The organism is Halomonas sp. McH1-25, from assembly GCF_022348165.1.
In the GTDB taxonomy this organism is placed as follows: domain Bacteria; phylum Pseudomonadota; class Gammaproteobacteria; order Pseudomonadales; family Halomonadaceae; genus Modicisalibacter.
Map to the genome: position 1 here is coordinate 1,232,333 of NZ_JAKRFI010000001.1, position 22,985 is coordinate 1,255,317.

General features: G+C 63.1%; 19 protein-coding genes and 1 pseudogene. 5 read left to right on the top strand and 15 right to left on the bottom strand.

Annotation, left to right across the window (positions count from 1 at the left end; all coding sequences use genetic code 11):
• Window positions 1-2: 2 nt before the first annotated feature.
• The 9 genes and pseudogenes from MHM84_RS06180 to ltnD all read right to left on the bottom strand — a co-directional run.
• Window positions 3-1,463 (bottom strand): aldehyde dehydrogenase family protein, encoded by a 1,461-nt coding sequence (locus tag MHM84_RS06180; RefSeq protein ID WP_239263659.1) that lies wholly within the window; start codon window positions 1,461-1,463, stop codon window positions 3-5.
• Window positions 1,464-1,478: 15 nt separating this feature from the next.
• A complete protein-coding gene (locus MHM84_RS06185; RefSeq protein ID WP_239263661.1) occupies window positions 1,479-2,753 on the bottom strand; it encodes a TRAP transporter large permease in 1,275 nt (424 codons plus the stop codon).
• Window positions 2,750-3,388: a TRAP transporter small permease gene (locus MHM84_RS06190; protein ID WP_239263663.1), complete on the bottom strand. Its 639-nt coding sequence runs from the start codon at window positions 3,386-3,388 to the stop codon at window positions 2,750-2,752. Before MHM84_RS06190 ends, MHM84_RS06185 begins: the two co-directional genes overlap by 4 nt.
• 62 nt (window positions 3,389-3,450) lie before the next feature.
• Window positions 3,451-4,455: a TRAP transporter substrate-binding protein gene (locus tag MHM84_RS06195; protein ID WP_239263665.1), complete on the bottom strand. Its 1,005-nt coding sequence runs from the start codon at window positions 4,453-4,455 to the stop codon at window positions 3,451-3,453.
• 83 nt (window positions 4,456-4,538) lie between these two features.
• Entirely contained in the window at window positions 4,539-5,507 is a 969-nt protein-coding gene (gene denD / locus MHM84_RS06200) for a D-erythronate dehydrogenase (protein WP_239263667.1), read from the bottom strand.
• 53 nt (window positions 5,508-5,560) lie between these two features.
• Complete coding sequence (gene otnI, locus MHM84_RS06205) at window positions 5,561-6,355, bottom strand: 2-oxo-tetronate isomerase (RefSeq protein WP_239263669.1); 795 nt, start codon at window positions 6,353-6,355, stop codon at window positions 5,561-5,563.
• 37 nt (window positions 6,356-6,392) lie between these two features.
• The gene (gene otnC, locus MHM84_RS06210; RefSeq protein WP_239263671.1) at window positions 6,393-7,040 is read right to left on the bottom strand and encodes a 3-oxo-tetronate 4-phosphate decarboxylase; all 648 of its coding nucleotides are present in this window, start codon (window positions 7,038-7,040) and stop codon (window positions 6,393-6,395) included.
• A complete protein-coding gene (otnK, locus tag MHM84_RS06215; protein ID WP_239263673.1) occupies window positions 7,037-8,356 on the bottom strand; it encodes a 3-oxo-tetronate kinase in 1,320 nt (439 codons plus the stop codon). Before otnK ends, otnC begins: the two co-directional genes overlap by 4 nt.
• A pseudogene (gene ltnD / locus MHM84_RS06220) lies at window positions 8,353-9,300 on the bottom strand (L-threonate dehydrogenase); the annotation flags it as partial. The pseudogene ltnD and the gene otnK, both read right to left, overlap by 4 nt.
• Before the next feature lie 109 nt (window positions 9,301-9,409).
• Between ltnD and MHM84_RS06225 the strand changes: the two are divergent.
• From MHM84_RS06225 to MHM84_RS06235, 3 genes are all read left to right on the top strand, one after another.
• Window positions 9,410-10,444, top strand: coding sequence for a LacI family DNA-binding transcriptional regulator (locus MHM84_RS06225; RefSeq protein WP_239263677.1), 1,035 nt, complete (start codon window positions 9,410-9,412; stop codon window positions 10,442-10,444).
• A 184-nt stretch (window positions 10,445-10,628) separates the two neighbouring features.
• Complete coding sequence (locus tag MHM84_RS06230; protein ID WP_239263680.1) at window positions 10,629-12,317, top strand: methyl-accepting chemotaxis protein; 1,689 nt, start codon at window positions 10,629-10,631, stop codon at window positions 12,315-12,317.
• A 159-nt stretch (window positions 12,318-12,476) separates the two neighbouring features.
• Window positions 12,477-13,667, top strand: coding sequence for an EAL domain-containing response regulator (locus tag MHM84_RS06235; RefSeq protein WP_239263683.1), 1,191 nt, complete (start codon window positions 12,477-12,479; stop codon window positions 13,665-13,667).
• A 502-nt stretch (window positions 13,668-14,169) separates the two neighbouring features.
• Here the strand turns inward: MHM84_RS06235 and MHM84_RS06240 are convergent.
• Together MHM84_RS06240 and MHM84_RS06245 are read right to left on the bottom strand one after the other, a co-directional pair.
• Window positions 14,170-16,434: an ATP-binding protein gene (locus tag MHM84_RS06240; RefSeq protein WP_239263685.1), complete on the bottom strand. Its 2,265-nt coding sequence runs from the start codon at window positions 16,432-16,434 to the stop codon at window positions 14,170-14,172.
• Entirely contained in the window at window positions 16,421-16,936 is a 516-nt protein-coding gene (locus MHM84_RS06245) for a molybdopterin-dependent oxidoreductase (RefSeq protein WP_239263688.1), read from the bottom strand. The genes MHM84_RS06240 and MHM84_RS06245 overlap by 14 nt, the downstream gene beginning before the upstream one ends.
• A gap of 134 nt (window positions 16,937-17,070) precedes the next feature.
• Between MHM84_RS06245 and MHM84_RS06250 the strand changes: the two genes are divergently transcribed.
• A complete protein-coding gene (locus tag MHM84_RS06250) occupies window positions 17,071-17,775 on the top strand; it encodes a response regulator transcription factor (RefSeq protein ID WP_343218273.1) in 705 nt (234 codons plus the stop codon).
• 2 nt (window positions 17,776-17,777) lie between these two features.
• Here the strand turns inward: MHM84_RS06250 and MHM84_RS06255 are convergent, their stop codons facing one another.
• Window positions 17,778-19,100, bottom strand: a complete 1,323-nt coding sequence (locus MHM84_RS06255; RefSeq protein WP_239263690.1) for a DUF2252 family protein — start codon at window positions 19,098-19,100, stop codon at window positions 17,778-17,780.
• Between the two features lie 195 nt (window positions 19,101-19,295).
• Between MHM84_RS06255 and MHM84_RS06260 the strand changes: the two genes are divergently transcribed.
• The gene (locus MHM84_RS06260; protein ID WP_239263692.1) at window positions 19,296-20,333 is read left to right on the top strand and encodes an SDR family oxidoreductase; all 1,038 of its coding nucleotides are present in this window, start codon (window positions 19,296-19,298) and stop codon (window positions 20,331-20,333) included.
• A 48-nt stretch (window positions 20,334-20,381) separates the two neighbouring features.
• Here MHM84_RS06260 and MHM84_RS06265 read toward each other — a convergent pair whose 3' ends face one another.
• The 3 genes from MHM84_RS06265 to MHM84_RS06275 form a co-directional block, all read right to left on the bottom strand.
• Complete coding sequence (locus MHM84_RS06265; RefSeq protein WP_239263694.1) at window positions 20,382-20,879, bottom strand: GNAT family N-acetyltransferase; 498 nt, start codon at window positions 20,877-20,879, stop codon at window positions 20,382-20,384.
• Window positions 20,880-20,949: 70 nt separating this feature from the next.
• A complete protein-coding gene (locus MHM84_RS06270) occupies window positions 20,950-21,918 on the bottom strand; it encodes an SDR family oxidoreductase (RefSeq protein WP_239263696.1) in 969 nt (322 codons plus the stop codon).
• Between the two features lie 147 nt (window positions 21,919-22,065).
• A complete protein-coding gene (locus MHM84_RS06275) occupies window positions 22,066-22,959 on the bottom strand; it encodes a LysR family transcriptional regulator (RefSeq protein ID WP_239263698.1) in 894 nt (297 codons plus the stop codon).
• Window positions 22,960-22,985: the final 26 nt, after the last annotated feature.

Genomic DNA, 22,985 nt, shown 5'->3' on the forward strand with positions numbered 1-22,985 from the left:
CCTCAGCCGTGCTTGATGGCGACGGTTTTCAGTTGCGTATAACTCTTCAGCCCTTCGAAGCCCTTCTCGCGGCCATGGCCGGAGCGCCCCACCCCGCCAAACGGCAGCTCGACGCCACCGGCAGCGCCGTAGTTGTTGACGAAAACCTGGCCACTGCGGATGCGCTTGGCCAGGCGCAACTGGCGCCCGCCATCGCGAGTCCAGATACCAGCGCACAACCCGAAGTCGGTGGCATTGGCCAGGCGCACGGCATCTTCCTCGCTATCGAAGCGCTGCACCGCCAGCACCGGGCCGAACAGCTCCTCGCGCACCACATCATGGTTCTCGGGAATGTCGACGAGCATCTGTGGCACCATGAAGTGGCCGCCAGCGGGCGCACCATCCGCCAACTGGCCGGCAGCCGCGACGCGAATACCGTCGTCCCTGGCCTCGGCGAGCCGCGTCTCGAGCTTTTCGCGCTGGCGGGCGTTGATCAGCGGACCGCAATCCGGGTCCTTCTCGCCGGCATCGCAACGCAGCGCCGAAAAGCGTTCGGCCAGGCGCGACACCACCGCGTCGTAGCAGCTCGATTCGACCAACAGGCGGCTACCCGCCGAGCAGGTCTGGCCGGCGTTCTGGATGATGCCGCGCACCACCGCCGCCAGTGCGGCATCGAGATCGGCATCGGCGAATACCACCTGCGGGGACTTGCCGCCCAGTTCCATGGTCACCGGCACGTGATTGGCCGCTGCCGCCTGGGTGACCAGCGTGCCGGTGACCGGCGAGCCGGTGAACGACAGATGATCGATCAGCGAGTGTGCCGACAATGCCGCGCCCGCCTCGCTGCCCAGACCGGGAATCACGTTGAGCACGCCGGGCGGCAGGCCACAGCGCGTGGCGATCTGGGCCAGGCGCAGCACGCTCAGGCAGGCATCCTCGGCGGGCTTGAGCACCACCGTGTTGCCGGCGGCCAGCGCGGCAGCCACGCAGCGCCCGAAGATCTGCGACGGATAGTTCCAGGGAATGATCTGGGCGCAGACGCCGAACGGCTCGCGCAGCGTCATCACTGCAAAGTCGTTCTCGAATGGGATCGTCTCGCCGTGCAGCTTGTCGGCAGCGCCGGCATAGAAGCGGAAGTAGCGCGCGCAGACGGCAATGTCGCCCTTGGCCTGACTCATCGGCTTGCCGGTATCGGCGCACTCCAGCGCGGCGAGTGACTCGGCATCGGCATCGATGGCCGCCGCGAAGGCAAACAGCCACTCGCCGCGCTGACGGGCAGACCAGCGATGCCACTCGCCCAGCTTGCCGTCGAAGGCGCGCCGCGCGGCCCTGACGGCTTCCTCGACGTGTTCCGCCTCGCTGCGGGCGATCTCGCTGAGCGTCTCGCCGGTGGCCGGTGCCTCCACGCGCAGCGTGTGGGGTGTCGTCACCCACTCGCCGGCAATCAGCGCCGCACGAGGTGGCATTTCGGGTAGCTCATGCATTGTTGTTTTCCTCGCTCAGTAGAGAAGATCGACCAGCCCCAGCGATATCCAGGGCAGATAGGTAATCGCCATCAGGCAGGCCAGCACCACCAGCACGAAGCGCAGCAGCCAGGGGATCAATTGATCGATGGACAGCCTGGCCACCGCACAGGCGGCGAACAGGTTGACGCCCAGCGGCGGCGTGAACATGCCCAGCGCCAGGTTGACGACGACGATCAGGCCGAAGTGCACCGGATCGATGCCGTACTGCACGGCGATGGGCGTGAAGATCGGCGCCAGCACCAGGATGGCGGCGGAGGTCTCGACGAACATCCCGACGATGAGCAGCATCACATTGACGGCAAGCAGAAACGAGATCGGGCTGTCGAAGACCTGGGTTACCCAGGCCGCCACGTCCGAGGGCAACCCGGAGCGGCTGATCAGGAAGCTGAACAGCGTTGCCGCGGCGATGATCAGCATGATCGTGGTGGTCGAGATCACGCTCTGCTTGAAGATCGGCCACAGGTCGCCGAAGCCCAGCTCACGGTAGACCAGCCCGCCGACGATCAATGCATAGACCACCGCCACCGCCGAGGCCTCGGTGGGCGTGAACACGCCGCCATAGATACCGCCGATGACCACTACCGGCATCAGCATGGCCGCCCAGGCCCGCCGGAATGCCGTGGGAAAGGCCTGGCGCTCCTCACGGTCGCGCAGACCGTAGCCGCGCACCTTGCAGAACAGGTAGAGGAACAGCAGTAGCGCCCCTCCGATCAAAAGCCCCGGCCCGATACCGGCAATGAACAGCCGGCCGATCGAGGTGTCGGTGCTGACGCCATACAGAATCAGCGGTATCGACGGTGGAATCAGCACGCCCAGTTCGGCGGACGAGGCTTGGATCGAGGCCGCCAGCGGGCGCGGATAATCGTGGCGCACCATGGCCGGGATGAGGATCGAGCCAATAGCGAAGGTGGTCGCCACGCTCGACCCGGACACCGCGGCGAACATCATGCAGGTCAGCACGCAGGTCATCGCCAGCCCACCCTGCAGGCCACCGACGATCGACTTGGCGAGGTCCACCAGACGCTGCGAAATGCCCCCGGCGGCCATCAGGTTGCCGGCCAGGATGAAGAACGGGATCGCCATCAGCGGAAAATTGTCGATGCCGACGAACATCTGCTGCGGCACCATCAATAGCGGCAGCCGCGAGAAGAATTCGATGCCGATGATCGAGGCCAGCAGGATGGAAACGGCAATGGGCACGCCCAGGCCGAACAGGAGGATCAACGAGAGTCCGATGGCCAGGTTCATGAGCGGGTTCTCCCGGTGGCTCCGGTCGGGGTTGGCGTGGCCGGCGTTCTGTCGGTGCTGGCCGCCACGTCATCAGGGCGCGGTGCCTGACGGGCAGGCATCGGGGACAGGTTCTGCTTGCGCTCGGGCAACGCCTCGGCCTCGGCGGGGCCGATCGGCTCGCGCCGGGTTACCTGGGCGGCAATGCGCGCCAGCACGGCCAGCACCGAAAAGGCAGCCCCAACGGGAATGGCTGCATAGACCCAGGCGATGGAAATCTGCATGCCCGACAGCGTCTGCGGACTGACCCGTATCGTCATTTGCGTGCCGAAATAGGCCAGGATCCCCAGCACGATGAGACAGCACAGCGAGACCATCAGCTCGAGCCACACCAAGGCCCGGGCCGGCACCAGCTTGTAGATGACCTCGACGGCCATCATGTAGCCGCCACGGAAGCAGGCCGCCGCGCCCAGAAAGACACACCAGATCATCGCCGAGCGCGACATGACCTCGGACCAGGTCGACGGTGCATCGAACACGAAGCGTGTCAGCACCTGATAGAAGCCCAGCGATACCGAGACGATCAGCATCACGACGGCAGCGATCAGTGCGATACGTGACGTGAAGCGCTCGAGGCGCAGAAAGAGTTCCAGCATGGCAGTCACCTTGCATCGGCCACCCCCGAGTTGGGGGTGGCGAGGTTCCTAGAGTGCTGTGTTTAGCTGCTGGCAAGACATTCGCTGTTGCGAATCTTGTCGAGCATCTCGCTGCCGTACTGGTCGGTATACACCGAATAGGAGGGTTCGACGGCTTCCTGGAACTGCGACTTGTCGACGCTCTCGACCACCGTCACGCCCCTGTCCTTGAGCTCCTTCACCCCCTCGGTCTCGAGGCGCGAGACCTCGGCACGGGTCGCTTCGGCCCCGGCCTTGGCGGCCTGCGTGAACCAGCCCTTCTGCTCGTCGCTGAGGCCGTCCCATAGCACCGGCGAGGCGAGCATGATGGCCGGCGAATAGACGTGGCCGGTCAGCGTCATATGGTCCTGGACCTCCCACAGGTTGCTGGTCAGGATCACCGACACGGGGTTTTCCTGCCCGTCGACGGTGCCCTGCTGCAGCGCCGTGAACAGTTCGGGAAAAGCCATCGGCGTGGGATGCACGTCCATCTCCTCGAAGGCGGCCATGTGCATCTGGTTTTCCATGGTGCGTATCTTCAGACCCGCCGCATCCTCGGGCGTCTTCACGTCACGCAGGCTGTTGGTCAGGTGACGGAAGCCGTTCTCGGTCCAGGCCAGGCCGACCAGGTTGTTCTGGCCGATCTGGTCGAGCAGGTCCTGACCGATCTCGCCATCCAGCACGCAGCGCGCCTGGTCGTAATCGGCGAACAGGAACGGCAGGTCGAGCACGTAGGTCTCGGGCACGAAATTACCGAGCGGACCGGTGGAAGTGATGATGGTATCGATGGTGCCGATCTGCAGCCCCTCGATCATCGCGCGCTCACCGCCCAGGGCACCGGAAGGGTGCTCCTCGACGGCGAACTCGCCGCCGCTGAGTTCTTCCAGGGTCTTTTTGAAGGCGTCGACGCCCACCGAGTAGTGGGAATTGTCAGAGGTGGTATGGCCGACCGTGACGGTCTGGGCCGCCAGGGCACCGAGACTGGTGGATGCCAGGGCGACGCCGGCAATGGTGGTGGTCAGAGCGGTGCGTGCAAAGCGTGCTGTCATTGTTGTGTCCTCGTTCGCGTTACGCTTCGTGGTGTGGCGGCGCTGCCGCCAAGTGAATCATTGTGCTTTTTGTAAGTCCTGCCTCAGGATGCCTCCCGCTCGGCGATGAAGGTGCGTACGATTTCATGGAAGTCGCGGTCGCCGGTAAAGCCGAGCCGCTCGGCACGGCGCGTCTCGAAGCGTGCCGGCCAGCTGGCGACGATGGCTTCGATGCGCGGGTCGGGCGCGTGACTTACACGGGCCAGTGCATCTTCTCCGCCAACCTCGCGCAGTACCTCGAGCATGGCGGCGACACTGACGGTCAGCCCCGGCAACATCACGCTACGATACGGTGCCAGCGCATCGCCCGGGAGCGTCGCGGCATGCAGCAGTGCATCGATGACGCGCCCCGGCGACATCACGTACAGGTCAATGTCGGTGGGTACCGGGCAGATCGCCGCCTCGCCATTGAGCGGTTCGCGCAGGATGCTGGAGGCGAAGCTGGACGCGGCGGCGTTGGGTCGCCCGGGGCGCACCACGATGGTCGGCAGTCGCAGCACACAGCCATCGACCAGGCCACGCCGGCTGTAGTCGTTGATCAGCAGCTCGCACATGGCCTTCTGGGCGCCATAGGAGCTCTGCGGCGTCAGTGCCGTCATGTCGTCGAGCGTTGTCGGCAGCTCACCGCCGTAGACCGCCACCGAACTGGCCATGATCAGGCGCGTCTCGGCCAGACCGGCCGTGCGACAGCCTTCCAGCAAGGCGCGGGTGGCATCGAAGTTGACGGTCATGCCCAGGTCGAGGTCGGCCTCGGCCGCTGCGCTGACCACGGCGGCGAGGTGGTAGATGACCTCGGGACGCTCGCCGAGCAGGCTGTCCAGCGCGCCGGGGCGGGTAATGTCCATGGCCCGGCAGTCGAGCCGGATCGTGTCGTGAGATGGCGGTACCGGTGCCACCTGATCGATGAGCGTCAGGCGCGTCACGGCCCTGCCAGCAATGTCGCCTCGCTCGAGTAGCGTCCTGGTCAGGCGTTGACCGAGAAAGCCGGCCGCGCCGGTGATCAATACGTGCATCGTCCTTCCTTATCGTTGTTCGTCACGCAACCATGCTTATAAGACCTGACTGGTCAGGCCTGCAGCCCGTAGGCGGCACCCCACCCCAGCCCGGCGGCGGTTTCCGCCGCCGGCTTGTATTCGCAACCCACCCAACCGTCGTAACCCAGCGCTGCCAGGCGTTCGAGCACCGCGGGGTAGTTCACTTCGCCGACATCCGGTTCATGACGCCCCGGGACGCCGGCGATCTGCACGTGCCCGAGATAGGGAAACTGTGCCTCGAGATTGGCGAACAGGTTTCCTTCGCTCATCTGGCAGTGGTAGAGGTCGAACTGAACGCGCAGATTGTCGGCGCCGACCCGTGCCAGTACCTCACGAGCCTGGGCCTGGCGGTTGAGAAAGAACCCCGGCATGTCGTGGATATTGATCGGCTCGATGAGCAGGGTTCGCCCGGCCTTGTCCAGTTCCCCCGCGGCGTAGCGCAGGTTGTCGATATAGGTCGCCATGTGCGCTTCGCGGGTCGCCTCGTCGGCCTCCGCCGGCAGCAGCCCGGCCATGGCATGCAGGCGCGGGCAGTCGAGGGCCTCGGCATAGCGCAGCGCCTCATGGACGCTGTCGCGAAACTCGGCCTCGCGCCCCGGCAGGCTGGCCAGGCCGCGCTCACCCGCTTCCCAGTCGCCCGGCGGTAGGTTGAACAGCACCTGCTGCAGGCCGTTGTCGTCCAGGGCGGCACGCAGCTCGCGCGGCGCATAGGCGTAGGGGAACAGATACTCGACGCCACGGAATCCGGCCTTGGCCGCCACCGCGAAGCGCTCGAGAAAGTCGTGCTCGGTGAACAGCATGCTGAGGTTGGCGGCCAGCTTGATCATGAAATCTTCCTGTCTCTTGTCGTTGTGGGTTGCCGATTCAGTCGCGCGGAAAGCGCGCTTCGAGCTCGGCTACCTGTTCCGGCGTCAGGCAGCGCGGGTTCTGGCCGCGCAGCAGCAGGAACAGCTTAGCGGTTTCCTCGAGCTCCTCGGTGGCGTAGACCGCCGCCTCAAGTGACTTGCCCGCCACCACCGGGCCGTGATTGGCCAGCAGCACCGCGCTGTGCCGGCCGGCCAGGCCCTTCACCGCGTCGCCCAGTGCGGTGTCGCCCGGCAGGTGGTACGGCACCAGCGGCAGCCGGCCGACGCGCATCACGTAGTAGGCGGTGAGCGGCGGAATGCAGTCGTGGGTGTCGATGTCCGGCAGGCACGATACCGCCACCGAATGGGTCGAGTGCAGATGCACGATGGCCTGCGACTGCGGGCGCTCGGCGTACATCGCCATGTGCAGAAAGCTTTCCTTGGTGGGCTTGTCGCCGTCGAGCAGGCGTCCGTCGCGGTCGAGTCGCGAGATGCGCACCGGATCGAGCCGTCCCAGGCAGGCATTGGTCGGGGTCATCAACCAGCCGCCGTCGTCGAGGCGCACGCTGATGTTGCCGCTCGAGCCCATGGTCAGGCCGCGATCGAACAGCGACTTGCCGTAGGTGACGATCTGCTCACGCAGGCGGTTGTCGTCGTGGCGGTTCATGAGGTCGCTCCCTGCCCAAGGGCCGCGAAGGCTCGGGTGAAGAAGTCGACCCCACCGAAGTTGCCGGACTTGAGCGCCAGCGACAGCGGCGCATCGCGCCCGGCCACTTGGGTCTGCGTCCACGGCACGCCGGGGTCGATCTGCTCGCCGATGCGCAGCTCGGTCACGCCCAGCCCCGAGACTACGGCGCCGGAGGTCTCGCCGCCGGCCACCACCAGCCGGCCGACACCGGTACCGACCAGTTCGCGGGCCAGTCGGGCCATGGCCCGTTCGACCAGCTCGCCGGCCTGCGCCGCGCCCAAGCGTTGCTGGGCCTGCTCGACCTGCTCAGGCGACGCCGAGGCATAGATCAGCACCGGCGTCGTCTCGTCCAGGCGCGCCCGCGCAAAAGCCAGCGCCTCCTCGATCTGCGTGTCGCTGTCGGCCAGCGTCAGCGGGTCCAGCGCAAACCCCTCATGAGACGTAAGAAAATGCTCGACCTGGCCCAGGGTGGCACGCGAACAGCTGCCCGACAGCACCAGGGCGGCGCCACTAGAAGGCGCCAATTGTCCGGCATTGGCGACCGGTGCCAGCCAGCCGCGCCGGCGGTAAACCTCGGGCAGTGTCTGACCCAGCCCCGACCCGCCGGTGACCAGCGCCAGGTCGACCAGCGTCTCGGCGAGGACAGTCAGATCGTTTTCATCGAGGGTATCGCAGATCACGTGGCGAATGCCCTTCCGCCGCAGCTCGGCCAGATGCGCCTGGGCAGCCTCGGCCCCCTGGTCCAAGGTGGCATGGGCCAATAGGCCGACCGGATGCGGCGTCTGCTGGGCCAGCACGCGCACCAGATCGGCGTCGCGCATGGGGTTCAAGGGGTGATGCTGCATGCCGCTGTCATTGAGCAGGCGATCACCGACGAACAGATGCCCTTGGTAGACGGTGCGCCCATTGACCGGAAACGCCGGTACCATCACCGTCTGCTCGCCTTTCACTTGCTCTTGCTGGGTCGCCCAAAGACGCTCCAGCAGGGCATCGGCGACCGGGCCGATATTGCCGCGCGGCGTGGAGTCGAACGTCGAGCAGTACTTGAAGAAGATCTGGCGCGCGCCCTGCGCCTGCAGCCAGGCGAGCGCTGTCAGCGAATCGTTCACGGCCTGTTCCGCCGGGCAGGAGCGCGACTTGAGCGCCACGACCACTGCGTCGACGTCATCGGCGTCCAGGTCATGGTCGGGCACGCCGATGGTCTGGATGCAGCGCATGCCGGCGCGTACCAGGTTGTTGGCCAGGTCCGTCGCGCCGGTGAAATCGTCGGCTATGGCGCCGAGCACGATACTCATGCCTCAGCCTCCTCATCGTTGGCTGCAGGCAGCGTTATCCCGGACAGGCGCTGGTAAACCTTGACGACGGCCGAGTCGTCCTCGCGTCCATACCCGGCACCGCTGGCGGCGGTGAACTGCTGCAGTGCGCTGGCCGCCACCGGCATGGAAAAGGTCAGTTCGCGCCCGGTCTGGTGCACGATATTCAGGTCCTTGACGAAGATATCCACGGCGGAGAGCGGCGTGTAGTCGCCCTTGAGAATGTGCGGTACGCGATTCTCGAACATCCAGGAATTGCCCGCCGACTGCGTGATGACCTTGTAGAGGGTGTCGGGGTCGATGCCCATGCGGATGCCCAGCGCCATGGCCTCGGCGGCGGCGGCGATATGCACCCCCGCCAGTAGCTGGTTGACCAGCTTGACGCTGGAGCCGGCACCGGGCGCATCGCCCAGGCGATGGACCGTCTCGGCCATGGCCTCCAGGGCGGGCCCGGCCTTGATGTAGGCCGCCTCGCTGCCCGATGACATCACCGATAGACGGCCCTGGCGTGCCTTGGCCGCCCCGCCGCTGATCGGGGCATCGAGCATCAGCAGTCCAGCGGCCTCGAGCCGTTCGCCGAGCGCCCTGGCGTAGCTCGGCGCCACCGTGGCGCATTGCATCACCAGGCTGCCCGGTGCCAGCCGATCCACCATCCCCGTCTCGCCGAACAGTACCGACTCGACCTGCTCCGCATTGACCACCACCACCAGCACGACATCACAGTGCTCCGCCAGTTCGGGCGGCGTGGCCACGCTGGTGCCGCCCCGCGACTCGAAGGCCTGCCGGGCGACATCGCTGATATCGCAGCCGATCACCTCAAGCCCCGCTTCCAGCAGGGCCGTGGCCGTGCCCAGCCCCATGGCTCCCAGGCCGATGACTCCTATCGTTGCGGCGTTCGTGGCGCGCTCGGCCATTGGCGTCTCCTGTGTTCCACCTTGTCGTTGTTATCGCTGTATCGCCTTGGATGTTAGCGCTAACATCTGGTTTAGATTACCCTCTCAGAACACGCAAGCCTCGGGAACGGGAGCGCGACCAATGTCTAACTCAGGACCGCCGGAACGTCGTAAGCGACGCGGGGCCGACAACCCGACTCTGGCCGACGTCGCTCGCGAATCGGGGGTTTCCACGATCACCGTCTCGCGTGTACTCAACTCACCCGACAGTGTGCGCCCGGCCACCCGCGAGCGCGTCGAGGCCGCCATTGAACGCGTCGGCTACGTGCGCAACATGCTTGCCGGCAGCCTGGCTTCGGCCAATTCGCGCTTCATTGCGGTGATCGTGCCGTCATTGTCCAACGTGGTGTTCATCGAGGTCATCCAGGGGCTGCAGACTACCTTCGAGAAACACGGCTACCAGATCCTGCTCGGTAACACCGAATACGACATGCGCCGTGAATACGAACTGGTGCAGACCTTCCTCGGTTGGTCCTCCTCCGCTCTGGTGACCACCGGGCTGCGTCACGACGCTGCCTGCACCGCCATGCTCAAGCGCTGGCAGAAGCCGGTCATGGAGATCATGGAGCTCGGCCAGGGCATCGATCTCAACGTGGGGCTGTCGCACTACGCTGCCGGACGCTGCATGGCACAGCATCTGATCGGCCAAGGCTATCGGCGCATCGTGTATGCCGGTGCGCAGATGGACGGAAACTATCGCGCCCGCCTGCGCTACGAGGGCCATCGCGATCTGTTGCAGGAATACGGCCTGGAAGCGCCGTTGGAGGAATGGCCCGAGGCCAGTGCGCTGGACATCGGCGCCAAGGCATTTCGCCATGTGATGAGGCAACGGCCGGGCACCGAGGCCATCCACTGTGCCGATGACACGCTAGCTGTCGGCGCCATCCTGCATGCCAGCCGGGCCGGCGTTCGCGTACCCGACGATATCGCGATCGCCGGCTTCACCGGGCTGCCGTTCGGCCAGCACATCACCCCTCGTCTGACCACCATCGTGTCGCCGCGCGAAGCCATCGGACGGATTGCTGCCGAACAGGTCATCGCGCGCATCGAGGGTAAGCCGATTACGCAAGTGATTCATGATGTCGGGTTCGAACTTTGCGTAGGGGAAAGCACTTGAAAAACAGCCACGCCCAAAACCCGGACACCACTTTAAAAAACGTCATAAAAGTTCAAGTTTAAAAAAACGTAAGTTTGAACGTGAACAAACGTGACAAGTCATGACATGTAGTCGACTAACAATATGGCCGAGTTTTACTGTTGCGCCAAGTTAGTCACCAGCTCTTCCTAGAGAAAGGTACGTCATGACCAGGCACTTCAAGAAAATCAGCGTGAAATACGCCGTCGCCTTCATTGGCGTGGCGTTGGCCCTGTTGGCGGTCGTCATCACGGATTTCATGCTGACCCGCAGCGTCAAGGAGCGCATGTTGGAGTTCAGCGACACGTTTACCCCAGCATTGAGCGCTGTCTTGAACGCTGACCGAGACCTGTACCAGGCACGGGTCGCCGAACTCGAATACCTGCATGCGGAGCCCGGCAGTCCGGAAGCCAACACGCTTTTCGACGAGTATCGCAAAAACGCTGCCCAAGCTAATGAAGGCATGCAGACATTCAAGCGTGAATTGAATGGCCACCCCGAAATTATCGAGAAACTGACGCAATTCGATAAGCATTTCCAAGCGTGGACTCAGCAATCTGCAAAAACCTTCGCACTTCATTCCCAAGGCAACATGACGGAGGCGATCGAGAACCTTGAATCCACTTCGAAGCAGTCATTTTATGCACTGCGCGATATTTACGATCGTGCCGAAATCACTGCCGAAGAAACCATACAAGTGCTGGAAGCCGCAACCGTGAAGCGCATCAATACCCAGCAGACCGCGATCGTGACCTTCTCGATCCTGGTCTTCCTCGGTGCAGTGACACTGGCGCTGGTTGGACCGCTGTTCATGTCGCGCGCCATCCGTCAGATCACCCGGCGCATCCGCGAGATTACCGAAGGCGACGGCGACCTCACTGCCCGAATCGACAGCAAGCGCAACGATGAGATCGGCGACCTGGCCGTTCAGTTCAACGCCTTCATCGCACGTATCGACCAGACGTTGCAGCAGGTACGCGCCAGCACAGAAAGCGTGCATACCGCCGCCGACGAGATCGCCCAGAGCAGCCAGGACCTGGCCTCCCGCACCGAGCAGGCCGCGACCAACCTGCAGGAGACTTCGGCCTCGATGGAGGAGATTTCCTCGACCGTCAGCAATACCTCGGACGCCGCCCAGCAGGCCAACCAGCTCGCTCACTCGACCATGGATATCGCCCGCCAAGGGCAGAAGGCCATGCAGCAGGTCGAGACCACCATGGACGGTATCAACTCATCTGCCAGCCAGATCAGCGAGATCATCGGCCTGATCGACAGCATCGCCTTCCAGACCAACATCCTCGCCCTCAATGCCTCGGTGGAAGCGGCACGCGCCGGCGAACATGGCCGCGGCTTCGCGGTGGTCGCCCAGGAAGTTCGTACGCTGGCCAGTCGCTCCAGCGAGGCGTCGAGCAACATCCGCAAGCTGATCGACACCTCGGTGACCCGTACTCAGTCCGGTACGCAACTGGTCAAGAGCGCCGGCAAGACCATGCTGGAGATCGTCGAGAGCATCGAGCGCGTCACCGACGTGATCGGCGAGATCAGCGCCGGCGCCAAGGAGCAGAGCATCGGCATCGGCCAGGTCAATACCGCCGTGACCGAACTCGACAACATGACCCAGCACAACGCCTCCATGGTCGAGCAATCGAGTACAGCGGCCAGCGAGATGCGCGAGCAGGCCGAGCGGCTCAATGCCCTGGTGGCCTCGTTCCGCCTGAGCGACGCCGCGCAAGGCACCTCGGCAACAATCCGTCAGGCTGCCAAGCCGACCATGAGCAAGACGTTGCCTTCACCCAGCAAGCCTGCAAAGACGACACGCAAGACGGCCGAGCACGACGAGTGGACATCCTTCTGAGCGCGCCAGTCGTGACAGGCATGACATACAGGAAATAGTTTCCCTGTCTTCCCGGCGTGTCGCTCAACCACGCCGGGCTTTTTGTTCCCGCCTACCGTTGTCTTCTGCGCCGGACACTTGATAAGAGCCGTCAGCCACGTTGTCAGGAGTTTTCATGCCATGCCACAGCGCGCCTTGATCGTCGATGATGACGTTGAAATCCAGTTGTTGGGCCAGCATCTGTTGCGCCGTCGTGGTTTCGAGGTCATCACGGTGGGCGGCCTCGATGAGTTGGCCCGTCAGCCGGATCTGCTCGACGTGGACCTGATCCTGCTCGACTTTGGGCTGGGCGAATTTACCGGGCTCGATATCCTGCAATACCTGCGCGACTTGCGCCTCAACGCGGCCGTGGTGCTGCTCAGCGGTTGCAACGACGAGACGGCTAAAACCGTGCTCGACACCGGCAAGAGCCAGGGGATGCATATGCTCGGTTTTATCCCCAAAGGCCAATTGCTGAAGCGGCTCGACGGCGTGATTCAATCCTTGGCCGACCGGCACAGGCCCCCCTCCATCGGCGCGTTGGACAATGCCCTTCGTCAAGGCCACTTCTTTCTGGCGTACCAACCCAAGATCGATTTGCAAACGGGGCAGGTACTGGGCGTGGAGGCTCTACTGCGCTGGCAGGATCCGCAGCGCGGTCTGATCACACCGGATAGCTTTCTTCCCTTGGCCGAGCGCAGCCATCGTATCGTCGAACTGAGCTGGCACGTACTCGACCTCGCCCTGGCACAGCAGGCCCGCTGGAAGGCCAATGGCTGGGCACTGGACGTGGCCATCAACATTCCCGCCCAGCTGTTGAAGGAACCCAACGTGCTGACGACCTTCGACCGGATCGTGGTCCGTCACACCCCGCATCTCGAGGGTCTGACGCTGGAACTGACCGAGTCGGCAGGCATCGAGTGCCTCGGCTATGCACGGCATATCCTGTCGGCCTTGCGCGAACGTGGCTGCCGACTGGCGCTGGATGACTTCGGTACCGGTTACTCTTCGATGATCCAGCTCTACCGACTGCCATTCGACGAACTGAAGCTGGACCGTAGCTTCGTCTCGCGGTGCGATGAGGACCGTGAGGCCCGGGCCATTACATTGACCATTGTCGACCTGGGTCGCCGACTCGACATGAAGGTCGTGGCCGAAGGCATCGAAACCCCGGAGCAGCAAGCCTTGTTACGTCACGCCCACTGCGACATCGGCCAGGGCTACTTATTCGCTCGCCCTATGCCCGCGATGCAATTCGATGCATGGTATCTTCGCCAAGCTGCCGGCGCTGGGGGTGTCATTCGACCCGAGGCCAGACTGAGCATGGAGTAGTTCCACCGCTGCGCAAGCGATCTTGCCGGAACTTACCGAGAGGAAGGAGCCTGAATTGCAAACAAATCAGCCCCGGTGCGTTAACACCGGGGCTTGGGCGTGGTACGGGGCTTCCCTGACTTTGGCCTCGACTTCCTGTCGAAGGTATCTTCCCTGATACGATGACGTTCCCTGTCGTTCAGGCAACTTCCTGTTGCCCTGGACATCCTGTCCTGTACGTCACTCCATGCCCCGACCAATCGATCCGATTGGCTGCATCCTTGCAGCACGACGACCGCCACTCATCGCCGCTCGAACGTGTACAAGATTAACCGATGACCACTTCTTGTACAAGGAATAGTTAATATTTTTTTAATTTTTCCACTGAAAAATAAAACCCAGCGTTATGCAGCGCGCATTCAATGACCTGACAGGCCCAACCCGTGCCCATCCAACGGGCAAAGTGAGAAAACGTCCTTCGAGGATGACGCGGCCAAACCTTATACAGCGGCAGCCCCACGTATCAATTCAGCACTGTCGATTTTCCGAGCAGCACGTCACGCGTGGCAACGCCCAGATCGGCAAGGCGCTCCAAGTCACGCCGTAGGATGGCGGTATCGACAAGCGGCCCCCGCTGTTCCATGACACGCGCCTGTTCGGCGATCGCCAGGCAGCCCAACGATGAGGCAGCCCCCTTGAGGGAGTGGGATTCACGCTCGAATGCCTGATGGTCTTCGCTTTCCAGATGTTGCCGCATCGCAACCAGGCGGCGGTCGAAGCGAGCGAAGAACGTCTTCAGCAACCCACTCAAGGCGTCTGCCTCGAGCGTGTCGCGCAACTCTGCCTGAGTGGCGGTATCTATCAGTGCAACGTCTGCCGTCTCGCTGCTCGAGGGCAGTGAAGCCGGCCCCGCTGTGTCTTGGGCTCGAGCGGTCGTTGCCTCGCCAGTTGCACGACAGGGACCAAGATGATCGCAGAGCAGGCCATACAGCGCTTCCCGCGTGAAGGGCTTGCAGATCACCTCGTCCATACCGCTATGCAGGCAGATTTCGCGATGCTCGGGCATGACGTTGGCCGTCATGGCGAGGATAGGCAGATGCTGGCCAGGGAGTTCCTGCGCTCGCCAGCGGCATGCGGTTTCCGGCCCATCCAGCACCGGCATTTGCATGTCGAGCAGTACCAGGTCGATGGTTACGTTCGATGCCAGGCAGGCCAGCGCTTCCTCGCCATTATCGACGACTATCGTGTCCTGCCCCATCCAGTCGAGCATGGCGGCGGTCACGGTCTGATTGACCGGGTTGTCCTCCACCACCAGGATCGTATGGCGATCGAGTCCCGCTCCATCCGTCACGATGCGCGACAACGGCTCGACAGGGCTCGTCTCGGGGAGCCTGACGGTAAACCAGAACACGCTGCCCAACCCCGGCTGACTGCTCACGCCTATTTCGCCGCCCATGGCTCGGGTCAGGCGCTGACAGATGGCCAGTCCCAAGCCGGTACCTTCGTGTCGCCGGGCAATCGAGGCATCGACTTGGGTGAATGGGGCGAACAGACGCTTCTGATCGTTCGCTGCAATGCCACAGCCGGTATCGCGGATCTCGAAGCGAATGTCTTGCTCGCCGGCGCGCCTTACGCTGAGCCTGACGAAACCCTCGTCCGTGAACTTGAAGGCATTGGTCAGTAGATTCATCAGCACCTGGCGCAGGCGATCGATGTCACCGCTGACGAACGTCGGCAGCTCGGCATCGAGCTGGTACGTTAGCGGCACGGCCGGGTCGTCCTGACGCAAACGATAGCCGGCACAGACCTGTTCGATGAACGCAGCCAGACTGAACGGCCGATCATCGAGATCCAGGGCCCCGGATTCGAGTTTGGTGTAATCCAGGATATCGTTGATTACCACCTGCAGCCCGGCAGCGCTCTGCTTGAGGGCCAATAGATACTCATGACCGCGAGGCGTCAGTCGTTCGTCGCCGAGCAGATCGGACATGCCGATCACGCCATTGAGCGGCGTACGGATCTCATGACTCATCATTGCCATGAACTCCGACTTGGTCCGACTCGCCGCTTCGGCACGGCGAGCCACCTCATCGAGCTGAATGGCCTGCTTCTCGAGTTGCCGGGCCTTTTCGTAGCGTGCCCGCCCCTCCTGCACCAGCGCCCTGACCAGTACACCGCCGGAGGCCATCAACAGAACGACCAGCACCAATACCACCCAATAGAGCTTGAGCAGTTCCTGGCGCTCGAAAGTGCGCATTTCCGCGACGTGGGCATTGATATCGACCAGGATATCGCCGGTCAGCAATTGCAGTGTCTGGTTCCTGTCGAGAAGTGTCCGGGTGAGTCCCGCCGATAGCTGCGTCACATCGTCGGGCAAGGTCATCAGCAGAGCGTCGGTATCATCGACCAAGCGCTTGGCGCGCTGAATGAGCTCGTCCAGCCCCGCCACGTCCCCGATCGATCGAGCGATATCGCCTCGCAGCAAGAGGTTCATGCGACTGTAGAGTATTTCATGGCGCAGCAAGGCGTCATCGATCGAGTCATTGCCCTCATCCAGCAAGGCGAAACGGAATTCTCGGACCTCGCGGTCGAACTGATAGGCCGCCCAGACCAGGTTTTCCAACAAACGGCCTTCTATGGCTTGATGGCGTTGATAGATCAGCCCACCGGTGACCAGCGCGGCAAGAAAAAACAGGATCGCCGCGAACGTGGCGATCCGAAAGCGTCGCGATAACAGCGACTGCATCGACAGGGCCCCCGATGCCCTAGCGGTATCACTGGATTTCAATGGCCTTCACCTGCCAGACCGAGCGGTGAATGACTTCTTCGTTGAGCAGCGATGGCTCCTCGTCGAAGGGGTAGATCACGAACAATGGCCCTTGGTCCCGCACCCGCAGACGGCGTCCATCGGCGGACATGGCCAGAATCACGTCATGCCGCTCGAAATCCGTGACAGGGATGTTGGACGAGTAATCGTTGAGAGCGGTCACCTTCATGGTGTCGCCTTGCGCTCCTACGGTTTCCAGCAGCGAGCGGCCCAACGGGCCGTTGAAGGTCACCCGGCCTTCATGCCAGGGCGTCCCGGTCACGGTCTCATGTTGCTCTAGCGCCTGGAGCATGGCGCTGTCGAAATGCGCCGCGCTGCCGACGTTGGTTTCGGTGATGTGACCGCTGACCACCAATATCACCGGCCCGGTCGGTGCCTCAAGCGCCAGGGCCTGGCTGCCGATAGAAAAGAGTAAAAAGGCCGAAAGGCCGCCCAACAAGGCTCGTGAGCGGAAAAGCGACATGGCGGTGTCCTCGGTTGCCGACGCATCGATTGTATTGCGAACTCTCGCTCTCGAACTGTGAACCATTGTCACGAACAAGGGTGTGACCGACCGTATTCAAACAACGACCGGTGGCTACCGGTAAGAAGAAAAACATGCCAAACCCATTGCATATCGGCGTGCTGGAAGACGATGCCGATCAGCAGGACTTCATCGAACAGTGCCTGATCGCCGCCGGGCATCGGGTCACGCAGTTCATGCGCGCCAGCGAATTGCGCCGGGCCATCCAGACCCAGGCGTTCGATCTGTTCATCATCGACTGGCGATTGCCGGATGCCAGCGGCATGGACGTCACCGCTCACCTGCGTCAGCATGACGGGTGGAAAGGCCCGATCCTGTTCATTACCGCCAGCCAGACGGAGGAAGACATCGTACTGGCGCTGGACAGTGGCGCCGACGATTTCCTGGCCAAGCCGCTACGCCCCCGCGAGCTCTCTGCACGCATCAACGCCCTCGCCCGGCGAACCGGATTGCAGGCACAAGGCGCCACCGAGCGCCTCGGGGCCTACTCGCTCGATGGCGACCAGCGCGAAGTGCAACTCGCCGGTGAACGGGTGACGTTGACAGAGCGCGAATTCCGCCTGGTCTCGCTGTTCTTCAATCACCCCGGCGAACTTCTCTCGCGTGCCCATCTGCTGGAAGTCGTCTGGGGCATCAAGGGCGACATCTCGACACGCACGGTGGATACCCATATCAGCCGGCTGCGCCGCAAGCTGGCCCTGGACGGCAGCCATGGCGTGCGCCTGCGCAGCATCTACCAGCATGGCTACCGGCTGGAAGCGCAGGTCATGGCGCATTGACATTATCGTTTAGCGGCTGCGGCGACATGTGAATCGACGAAGAAGCGGTAGTCCTGCGTCACGCAGTCGGCATAACTTCTGGCCAGCGTAGAGACCATGCCGATAAAGTTGTCGAGACGGCCATCGAGCCGCTGACACACACAGCGGGCAAAACGGGCCGGATCGTCCTGATTCAGCGCACGGGCACCGCGCAGATGTTCACGGGCCAGAATGCGCCCCCACTGCTTGGTCAGCTTGCGGTAGGGTTTGGCCCCTTCGAGGCGCTGGGTGGGAAAATCCACCTTGTAGGGCGAGCGTTCGCGCACCGAGAATACCTTGTCGCCCAGGTGCAACCAGCCCAGATAGATATCGGGGTGTTCGGCGATTGCGCAGAAGGCCGCCGCATGGCGAATGCCCTCGTGGGGAAAGGCCCGCCGCCAGGCACGCTTCTCGTCGTGGTTCATCAGCCGCCAGCCTTCCGGTGGCGTCTGTTCCTTGATGTCGAGTATGACGTCGTCGTGCTCATGTGCCGCTCCACCCTCGATCAGCACGTAATAGCGCTCCAGCCCCAGCGAGCCGGTTCCCGCATCGAGCCGGCTGGCCATGTCCTTGACACGAAAGTGGCTCGCCTCGTCATGCGCGATATGCCCCTGCAGCGTCTTGGGATACTCCTGCTCGATGGCCTGACGAAGCTGGGTCGACTGCTCCAGGGACAGGGGCGCCAGCTTTTTCGGTCGCTCGGTGAAGCAGCGTCCGTCATCGCCGAGGCGCGTCCATTTCTCCAGCATCTTCGCCCGGCTGCAGGTTTCCGACACCGACTGCATGAAGGGCGCCAGGATGCCCCTGGCGTTGTTCAGCGTCACTGCCTGGGGCGTCTCGCCGCGAACGTGGCCGGCCAGTTCGTCATGATAGCCTTCGAGCAGCGCTTTCAGCGCCTTGCGAATGCCCTTGCGCGACAGACCGGCATTTTCTCGGGCATCGAGCACCACGCTGATCGCCAACCGCCAGACATCGTATTGATAGTCGCCGATCAATGCGTCGTCGAAGTCGTCCATGCCATAGCGGACGCTATCGTCGTGATGGCCGTAGGCACCGAAGTTGTAGGCATGGGCATCACCCTGCAACCAAGTCTGGGTCTCAGGCAGGCCGCCGTACAGCGCAAACCGCCAGTCGTGCCAGACATCGGTCCAGTACAGATGGTTGGTACCGCGAAAGAAGCGGTACGGCGATTCGGCCAGCTTGGTGTATTTGGCCTCGCGCTGGGCATCGGACAGCCCGGCATTGGCGGTGGCAATGGCCTCGAGTACCTGGCGGGGGCGATTGTGGCGCGTCAATGGCTGCGACATGCGCAGGCTCCTTCGACAAGAATGGGACGGTGCCTCCAGCATGCAGCGTGACGGATACGGCCCGCGACGCCAAGCCCACGATCGAGCTTCTGCACTTTGCAATTCTGGCTTGGCTTCTATGCTTAGCGGACGGTCCACAGGGAAATGAACCCTACATGCACTGCAACGCCTGTGACCACGGGCAAGGAGAGCAATATGGCACTGCGTTTGAAACCGCTCGATGAGCAGGTCATCGTGATAACCGGAGCGACGACGGGTATCGGCCTGGCCACGGCGCGCATGGCGGCCGACCACGGCGCGAGACTGGTACTGGCGGCACGCGACGAGACTGCACTGTCGCTGCTCGTCGGGGAGTGTCACGAAGCCGGCACCGAGGCAACCTATGTGGTCGCCGACGTCGGTGACGAAGCCCAGGTCCGCGAGGTCGCCGCCACCGCCATCGGCCGCTTCGGCGGCTTCGACACTTGGGTCAACAATGCCGGCGTATCGATCTACGGACGCATGCTCGACATCAAGATGGAAGACAACCGGCGGCTGATGGATACCAACTTTTGGGGTGTCGTGCATGGCTCGCTGGAGGCAGCACGCTACTTTACCCAGAAGCCACGTGAACATGGTGGTGTCATCATCAACCTCGGCTCGACAGTCTCGGATCGCGCCCTGCCCATTCAGGGCATGTACTCCGCCTCGAAGCATGCCGTCAAGGGCTTTACCGATGCCTTGCGCATGGAACTCGAGGAAGCCGGCGAGCCTGTCGCCGTGACCTTGATCAAGCCGGGCAGCATCGCCACGCCCTATCCCGAACACGCGCAGAACTACATGGCCGAGGAGTCCACCCTACCACCGCCCCTGTATGATCCGCGTGTCGTGGCAGAAGCCATCCTGCACTGTGCCGTGCATCCTCACCGCGACATGTTCGTGGGCGGTGGCGGCAAGATGATTTCCGCTTTGGGACAGTTCGCGCCACGCCTGGCCGACAAGATCATGGAAGCCACGGCGGTGAAACAGCAGAAGTCGGAAAACAGCGAGCGTCATCAGCACTTTGGCCTCCACACGCCGGCTAGAGGCGACCTGCGCGAGACGACCAGCTATCCGAGTCATGTGTCGAAGTCGAGCATCTATACGCGGAGTTCGCTGCATCCGCTGATGACCACGGCGATTGTCGCCGGTGCCGTACTCGGCGTTGCGGCATTGACCGGCAGGGCATCGCCCGACAAGTTCAGGCACCGCTAAGACTGGCCCAATTACGCCTGGCCAGACAGGGGAACGTTACACCCCGATCTAAGCGATCGGGGTGTCGTCGTTCAGGTAGCGGGTCATGACGGTAACGGCCTCGCCGCGATAGGTCAGGGATTCATACGCCTGCCAGCCCAGACGCGCATAGAGCGCCTGCTGGTCGGGCGTATAGAGATAGAATCGTTCGATGCCCGCCCAGCGTGCCTCTTCCTCGACCCGCCGCACCAAGCGAGAGGCAATGCCCTGCCCGCGCCACTCGGGAGGAACGAAGACCGAGGCCAGCCAGGGCGTCAGTTGCGGGCGGGTCGTCATGTCGCTCTCGATCAGGCTGGCGGTGCCAATGGGTTGCCCTTCATGCAGGGCGACGAAAACACGCGGCACCCCGCCGGGCCCGCACTCGCCACACACCTCGTCGTAACGCGCATCGAACGTTAGCGACGGGTTTAGATGCCCCCAACTCTCGTGCTGCCAGGTCACGACGGTTTCCAGATGGGGAGAATCGCAAGTCAACGCCTCGATAGTGGGCGTGGTGGGCTGGGTCATACCGTCCTCCTGCGGTAGATGGCGGGTCAGTATACGCCATCACCCACCGACAGGAGGAACGCACCGCGGCTCAGTGCCGCTGACGCCGATACCAGTAGACGCCTAGCGCCGCCACGGCGGCCGTCGTCACGATGAGCGCGCCACTTCGCCGTGAGGTTGGCTGACGAAACCCGCCATCGATACGCCGCTCGCCAGCGGGCGGCGAGAACAGATTACCCGACGAGGTAGCATCGGCGTCGGCCCTGCTCAGGGCCGATTCGACCATCCGCGCATTGGCCTGGTTATAACCGGGTAGCAGCGCATAAGCGAACTTGGCCAGTAGCGACGTGCTGCCTACATACACGCTATGCCGCGGACGACGGGCGACATTCACGATGGCACGTGCCGTACGACGCGGATCGTAAACGGGGGGCACGGGTTTGATGTCTCGTCCGGTGTAGTTGCCGCCATCGCGGAATCCGGGCGTATCCATGACGGCAGGATACAGGTTGCAGACGTGGATATGCGGCCAGGCATGCAACTCGCCACGCAAGCTCTCGGCAAATCCACGCAGGCCGAACTTGGCCGCCGAGTAGGACGCCGCATACGGCTGGGGGGCAAAACCGCCCAGCGAAATGTTGTTGATCAGCACGCCCGACCGCTGGCGCTTGAAATAGGGCAATACGGCATGGGCGCCTCGCACATAGCCGAGAAGATCGGTCTGGATGACCTGCTCATGCGCCTCGAGAGGGATATCATCGAAGGCACCCAACGTACCGATACCGGCATTGTTGACCCACACATCGATACGGCCTGCCGTGTCGAACGCGGTCCGCGCCAGGCGTTCCACATCTTCTGACCGCGTCACATCGGCCACGACGATCCTGGCTTGGCCACCCTGCCGATGGCACTCCTCGGCGACGTCATGCAACGCCTGCTTGTCGCGGGATGCCAGGAACAGGGCCGCTCCCTGACGCGCGAACTCGTGGGCAGTGGCGCGCCCGATGCCGCTGGAGGCACCGGTGATGACGACGACAGCATCCTGCAAATCATGGGACATATCCGTCTCCTTCCTGTGGGTTGCGGCATACGTAACCCATACAACTCGCGAATCCGGCTCGCGGGATGTACTTGGGCCTGTCTTAACGTAGTCGAACATCAGCCAGGCAGCGGGACGAGGGCCAGCCAGCCTCATGCTGAGACGCGTTCACAGACGGCCGTCAAGGCGCTCGGCGAGAAAATCGAGGAACAGTGTGATACGCAATGACAATGCCGTATTGCGGTAGTAGACCGCATGAATGACCTGCTGCATATGCTGAGTCTGGGCCGCCAACACCGGCACGAGGCGGCCCTGCTCACGGTCGCTGCGCGTCATGTAATCGGCCAGGCAAACGATGCCCTGCCCCGCTACGGCCAGGGCCTGGAGGGTTGCGCCGCTGGAGGCCGCAATATCCGGCGTGATCAGTAACGGCTGCCCCGCAGTGTCGAACAGCGGCCAGCGATTCAGTTCATCCAGCCGATTGAAGCCGCACAGCGTATGCTGTCTCAGCTCGGCAACGCTCCGGGGCTCCCCGTGCCTGAGCAGATAATCGGGGCTGGCCAGCAAGCGCAGCGGCGTGTACCCCATCAACCGCGCATGCAAGGAGGAGTCCTGCAGCTCCCCGAAGCGAATGGCGATGTCGGTGCGCTGTTCGAGCAGGTCGATATAGCGATCATGGGTATCCAGCTCCAGAGCAATGCCGGGATAGCGATGCCGGAACTCGCCGACCAGCGGCACGATGACATGCTGCATGAAACTCGGCGCGGCATTGACGCGCAGGCGCCCCGTCGGCTGCTGACTGCATAACGCCATCTGCTCTTCAGCCGCGTCCACGGCATCGAGAATCGAACGCGTGCGACCGAGAAACTCGCGCCCTTCGTCGGTCAGCTCCAGCTTGCGTGTGGTTCGGCGCAGCAGAGTGACGCCCAATTTCTGTTCCAGACGACGCAACGTCCGGCTCACTCCCGAGGTGGTCTGGCCAAGCTGATCGGCGGCAGCCGTGATCGAGCCGGCCTCCACGACCGTCCGAAATGCCAGATATTCTTCCAGGGTCGTTTTCATGGTTAGGTTCACGGCTATGCTGCCGC

Bases quoted from the DNA above. Each gene is read 5' to 3' on its own strand.
- MHM84_RS06180 (WP_239263659.1), bottom strand. From the start codon at position 1,463: ATGCATGAGCTACCCGAAATGCCACCTCGTGCGGCGCTGATTGCCGGC.
- MHM84_RS06185 (WP_239263661.1), bottom strand. From the start codon at position 2,753: ATGAACCTGGCCATCGGACTCTCGTTGATCCTCCTGTTCGGCCTGGGC.
- MHM84_RS06190 (WP_239263663.1), bottom strand. From the start codon at position 3,388: ATGCTGGAACTCTTTCTGCGCCTCGAGCGCTTCACGTCACGTATCGCA.
- MHM84_RS06195 (WP_239263665.1), bottom strand. From the start codon at position 4,455: ATGACAGCACGCTTTGCACGCACCGCTCTGACCACCACCATTGCCGGC.
- denD (WP_239263667.1), bottom strand. From the start codon at position 5,507: ATGCACGTATTGATCACCGGCGCGGCCGGCTTTCTCGGTCAACGCCTG.
- otnI (WP_239263669.1), bottom strand. From the start codon at position 6,355: ATGATCAAGCTGGCCGCCAACCTCAGCATGCTGTTCACCGAGCACGAC.
- otnC (WP_239263671.1), bottom strand. From the start codon at position 7,040: ATGAACCGCCACGACGACAACCGCCTGCGTGAGCAGATCGTCACCTAC.
- otnK (WP_239263673.1), bottom strand. From the start codon at position 8,356: ATGAGTATCGTGCTCGGCGCCATAGCCGACGATTTCACCGGCGCGACG.
- MHM84_RS06225 (WP_239263677.1), top strand. From the start codon at position 9,410: ATGTCTAACTCAGGACCGCCGGAACGTCGTAAGCGACGCGGGGCCGAC.
- MHM84_RS06230 (WP_239263680.1), top strand. From the start codon at position 10,629: ATGACCAGGCACTTCAAGAAAATCAGCGTGAAATACGCCGTCGCCTTC.
- MHM84_RS06235 (WP_239263683.1), top strand. From the start codon at position 12,477: ATGCCACAGCGCGCCTTGATCGTCGATGATGACGTTGAAATCCAGTTG.
- MHM84_RS06245 (WP_239263688.1), bottom strand. From the start codon at position 16,936: ATGTCGCTTTTCCGCTCACGAGCCTTGTTGGGCGGCCTTTCGGCCTTT.
- MHM84_RS06250 (WP_343218273.1), top strand. From the start codon at position 17,071: ATGCCAAACCCATTGCATATCGGCGTGCTGGAAGACGATGCCGATCAG.
- MHM84_RS06255 (WP_239263690.1), bottom strand. From the start codon at position 19,100: ATGTCGCAGCCATTGACGCGCCACAATCGCCCCCGCCAGGTACTCGAG.
- MHM84_RS06260 (WP_239263692.1), top strand. From the start codon at position 19,296: ATGGCACTGCGTTTGAAACCGCTCGATGAGCAGGTCATCGTGATAACC.
- MHM84_RS06265 (WP_239263694.1), bottom strand. From the start codon at position 20,879: ATGACCCAGCCCACCACGCCCACTATCGAGGCGTTGACTTGCGATTCT.
- MHM84_RS06270 (WP_239263696.1), bottom strand. From the start codon at position 21,918: ATGTCCCATGATTTGCAGGATGCTGTCGTCGTCATCACCGGTGCCTCC.
- MHM84_RS06275 (WP_239263698.1), bottom strand. From the start codon at position 22,959: ATGAAAACGACCCTGGAAGAATATCTGGCATTTCGGACGGTCGTGGAG.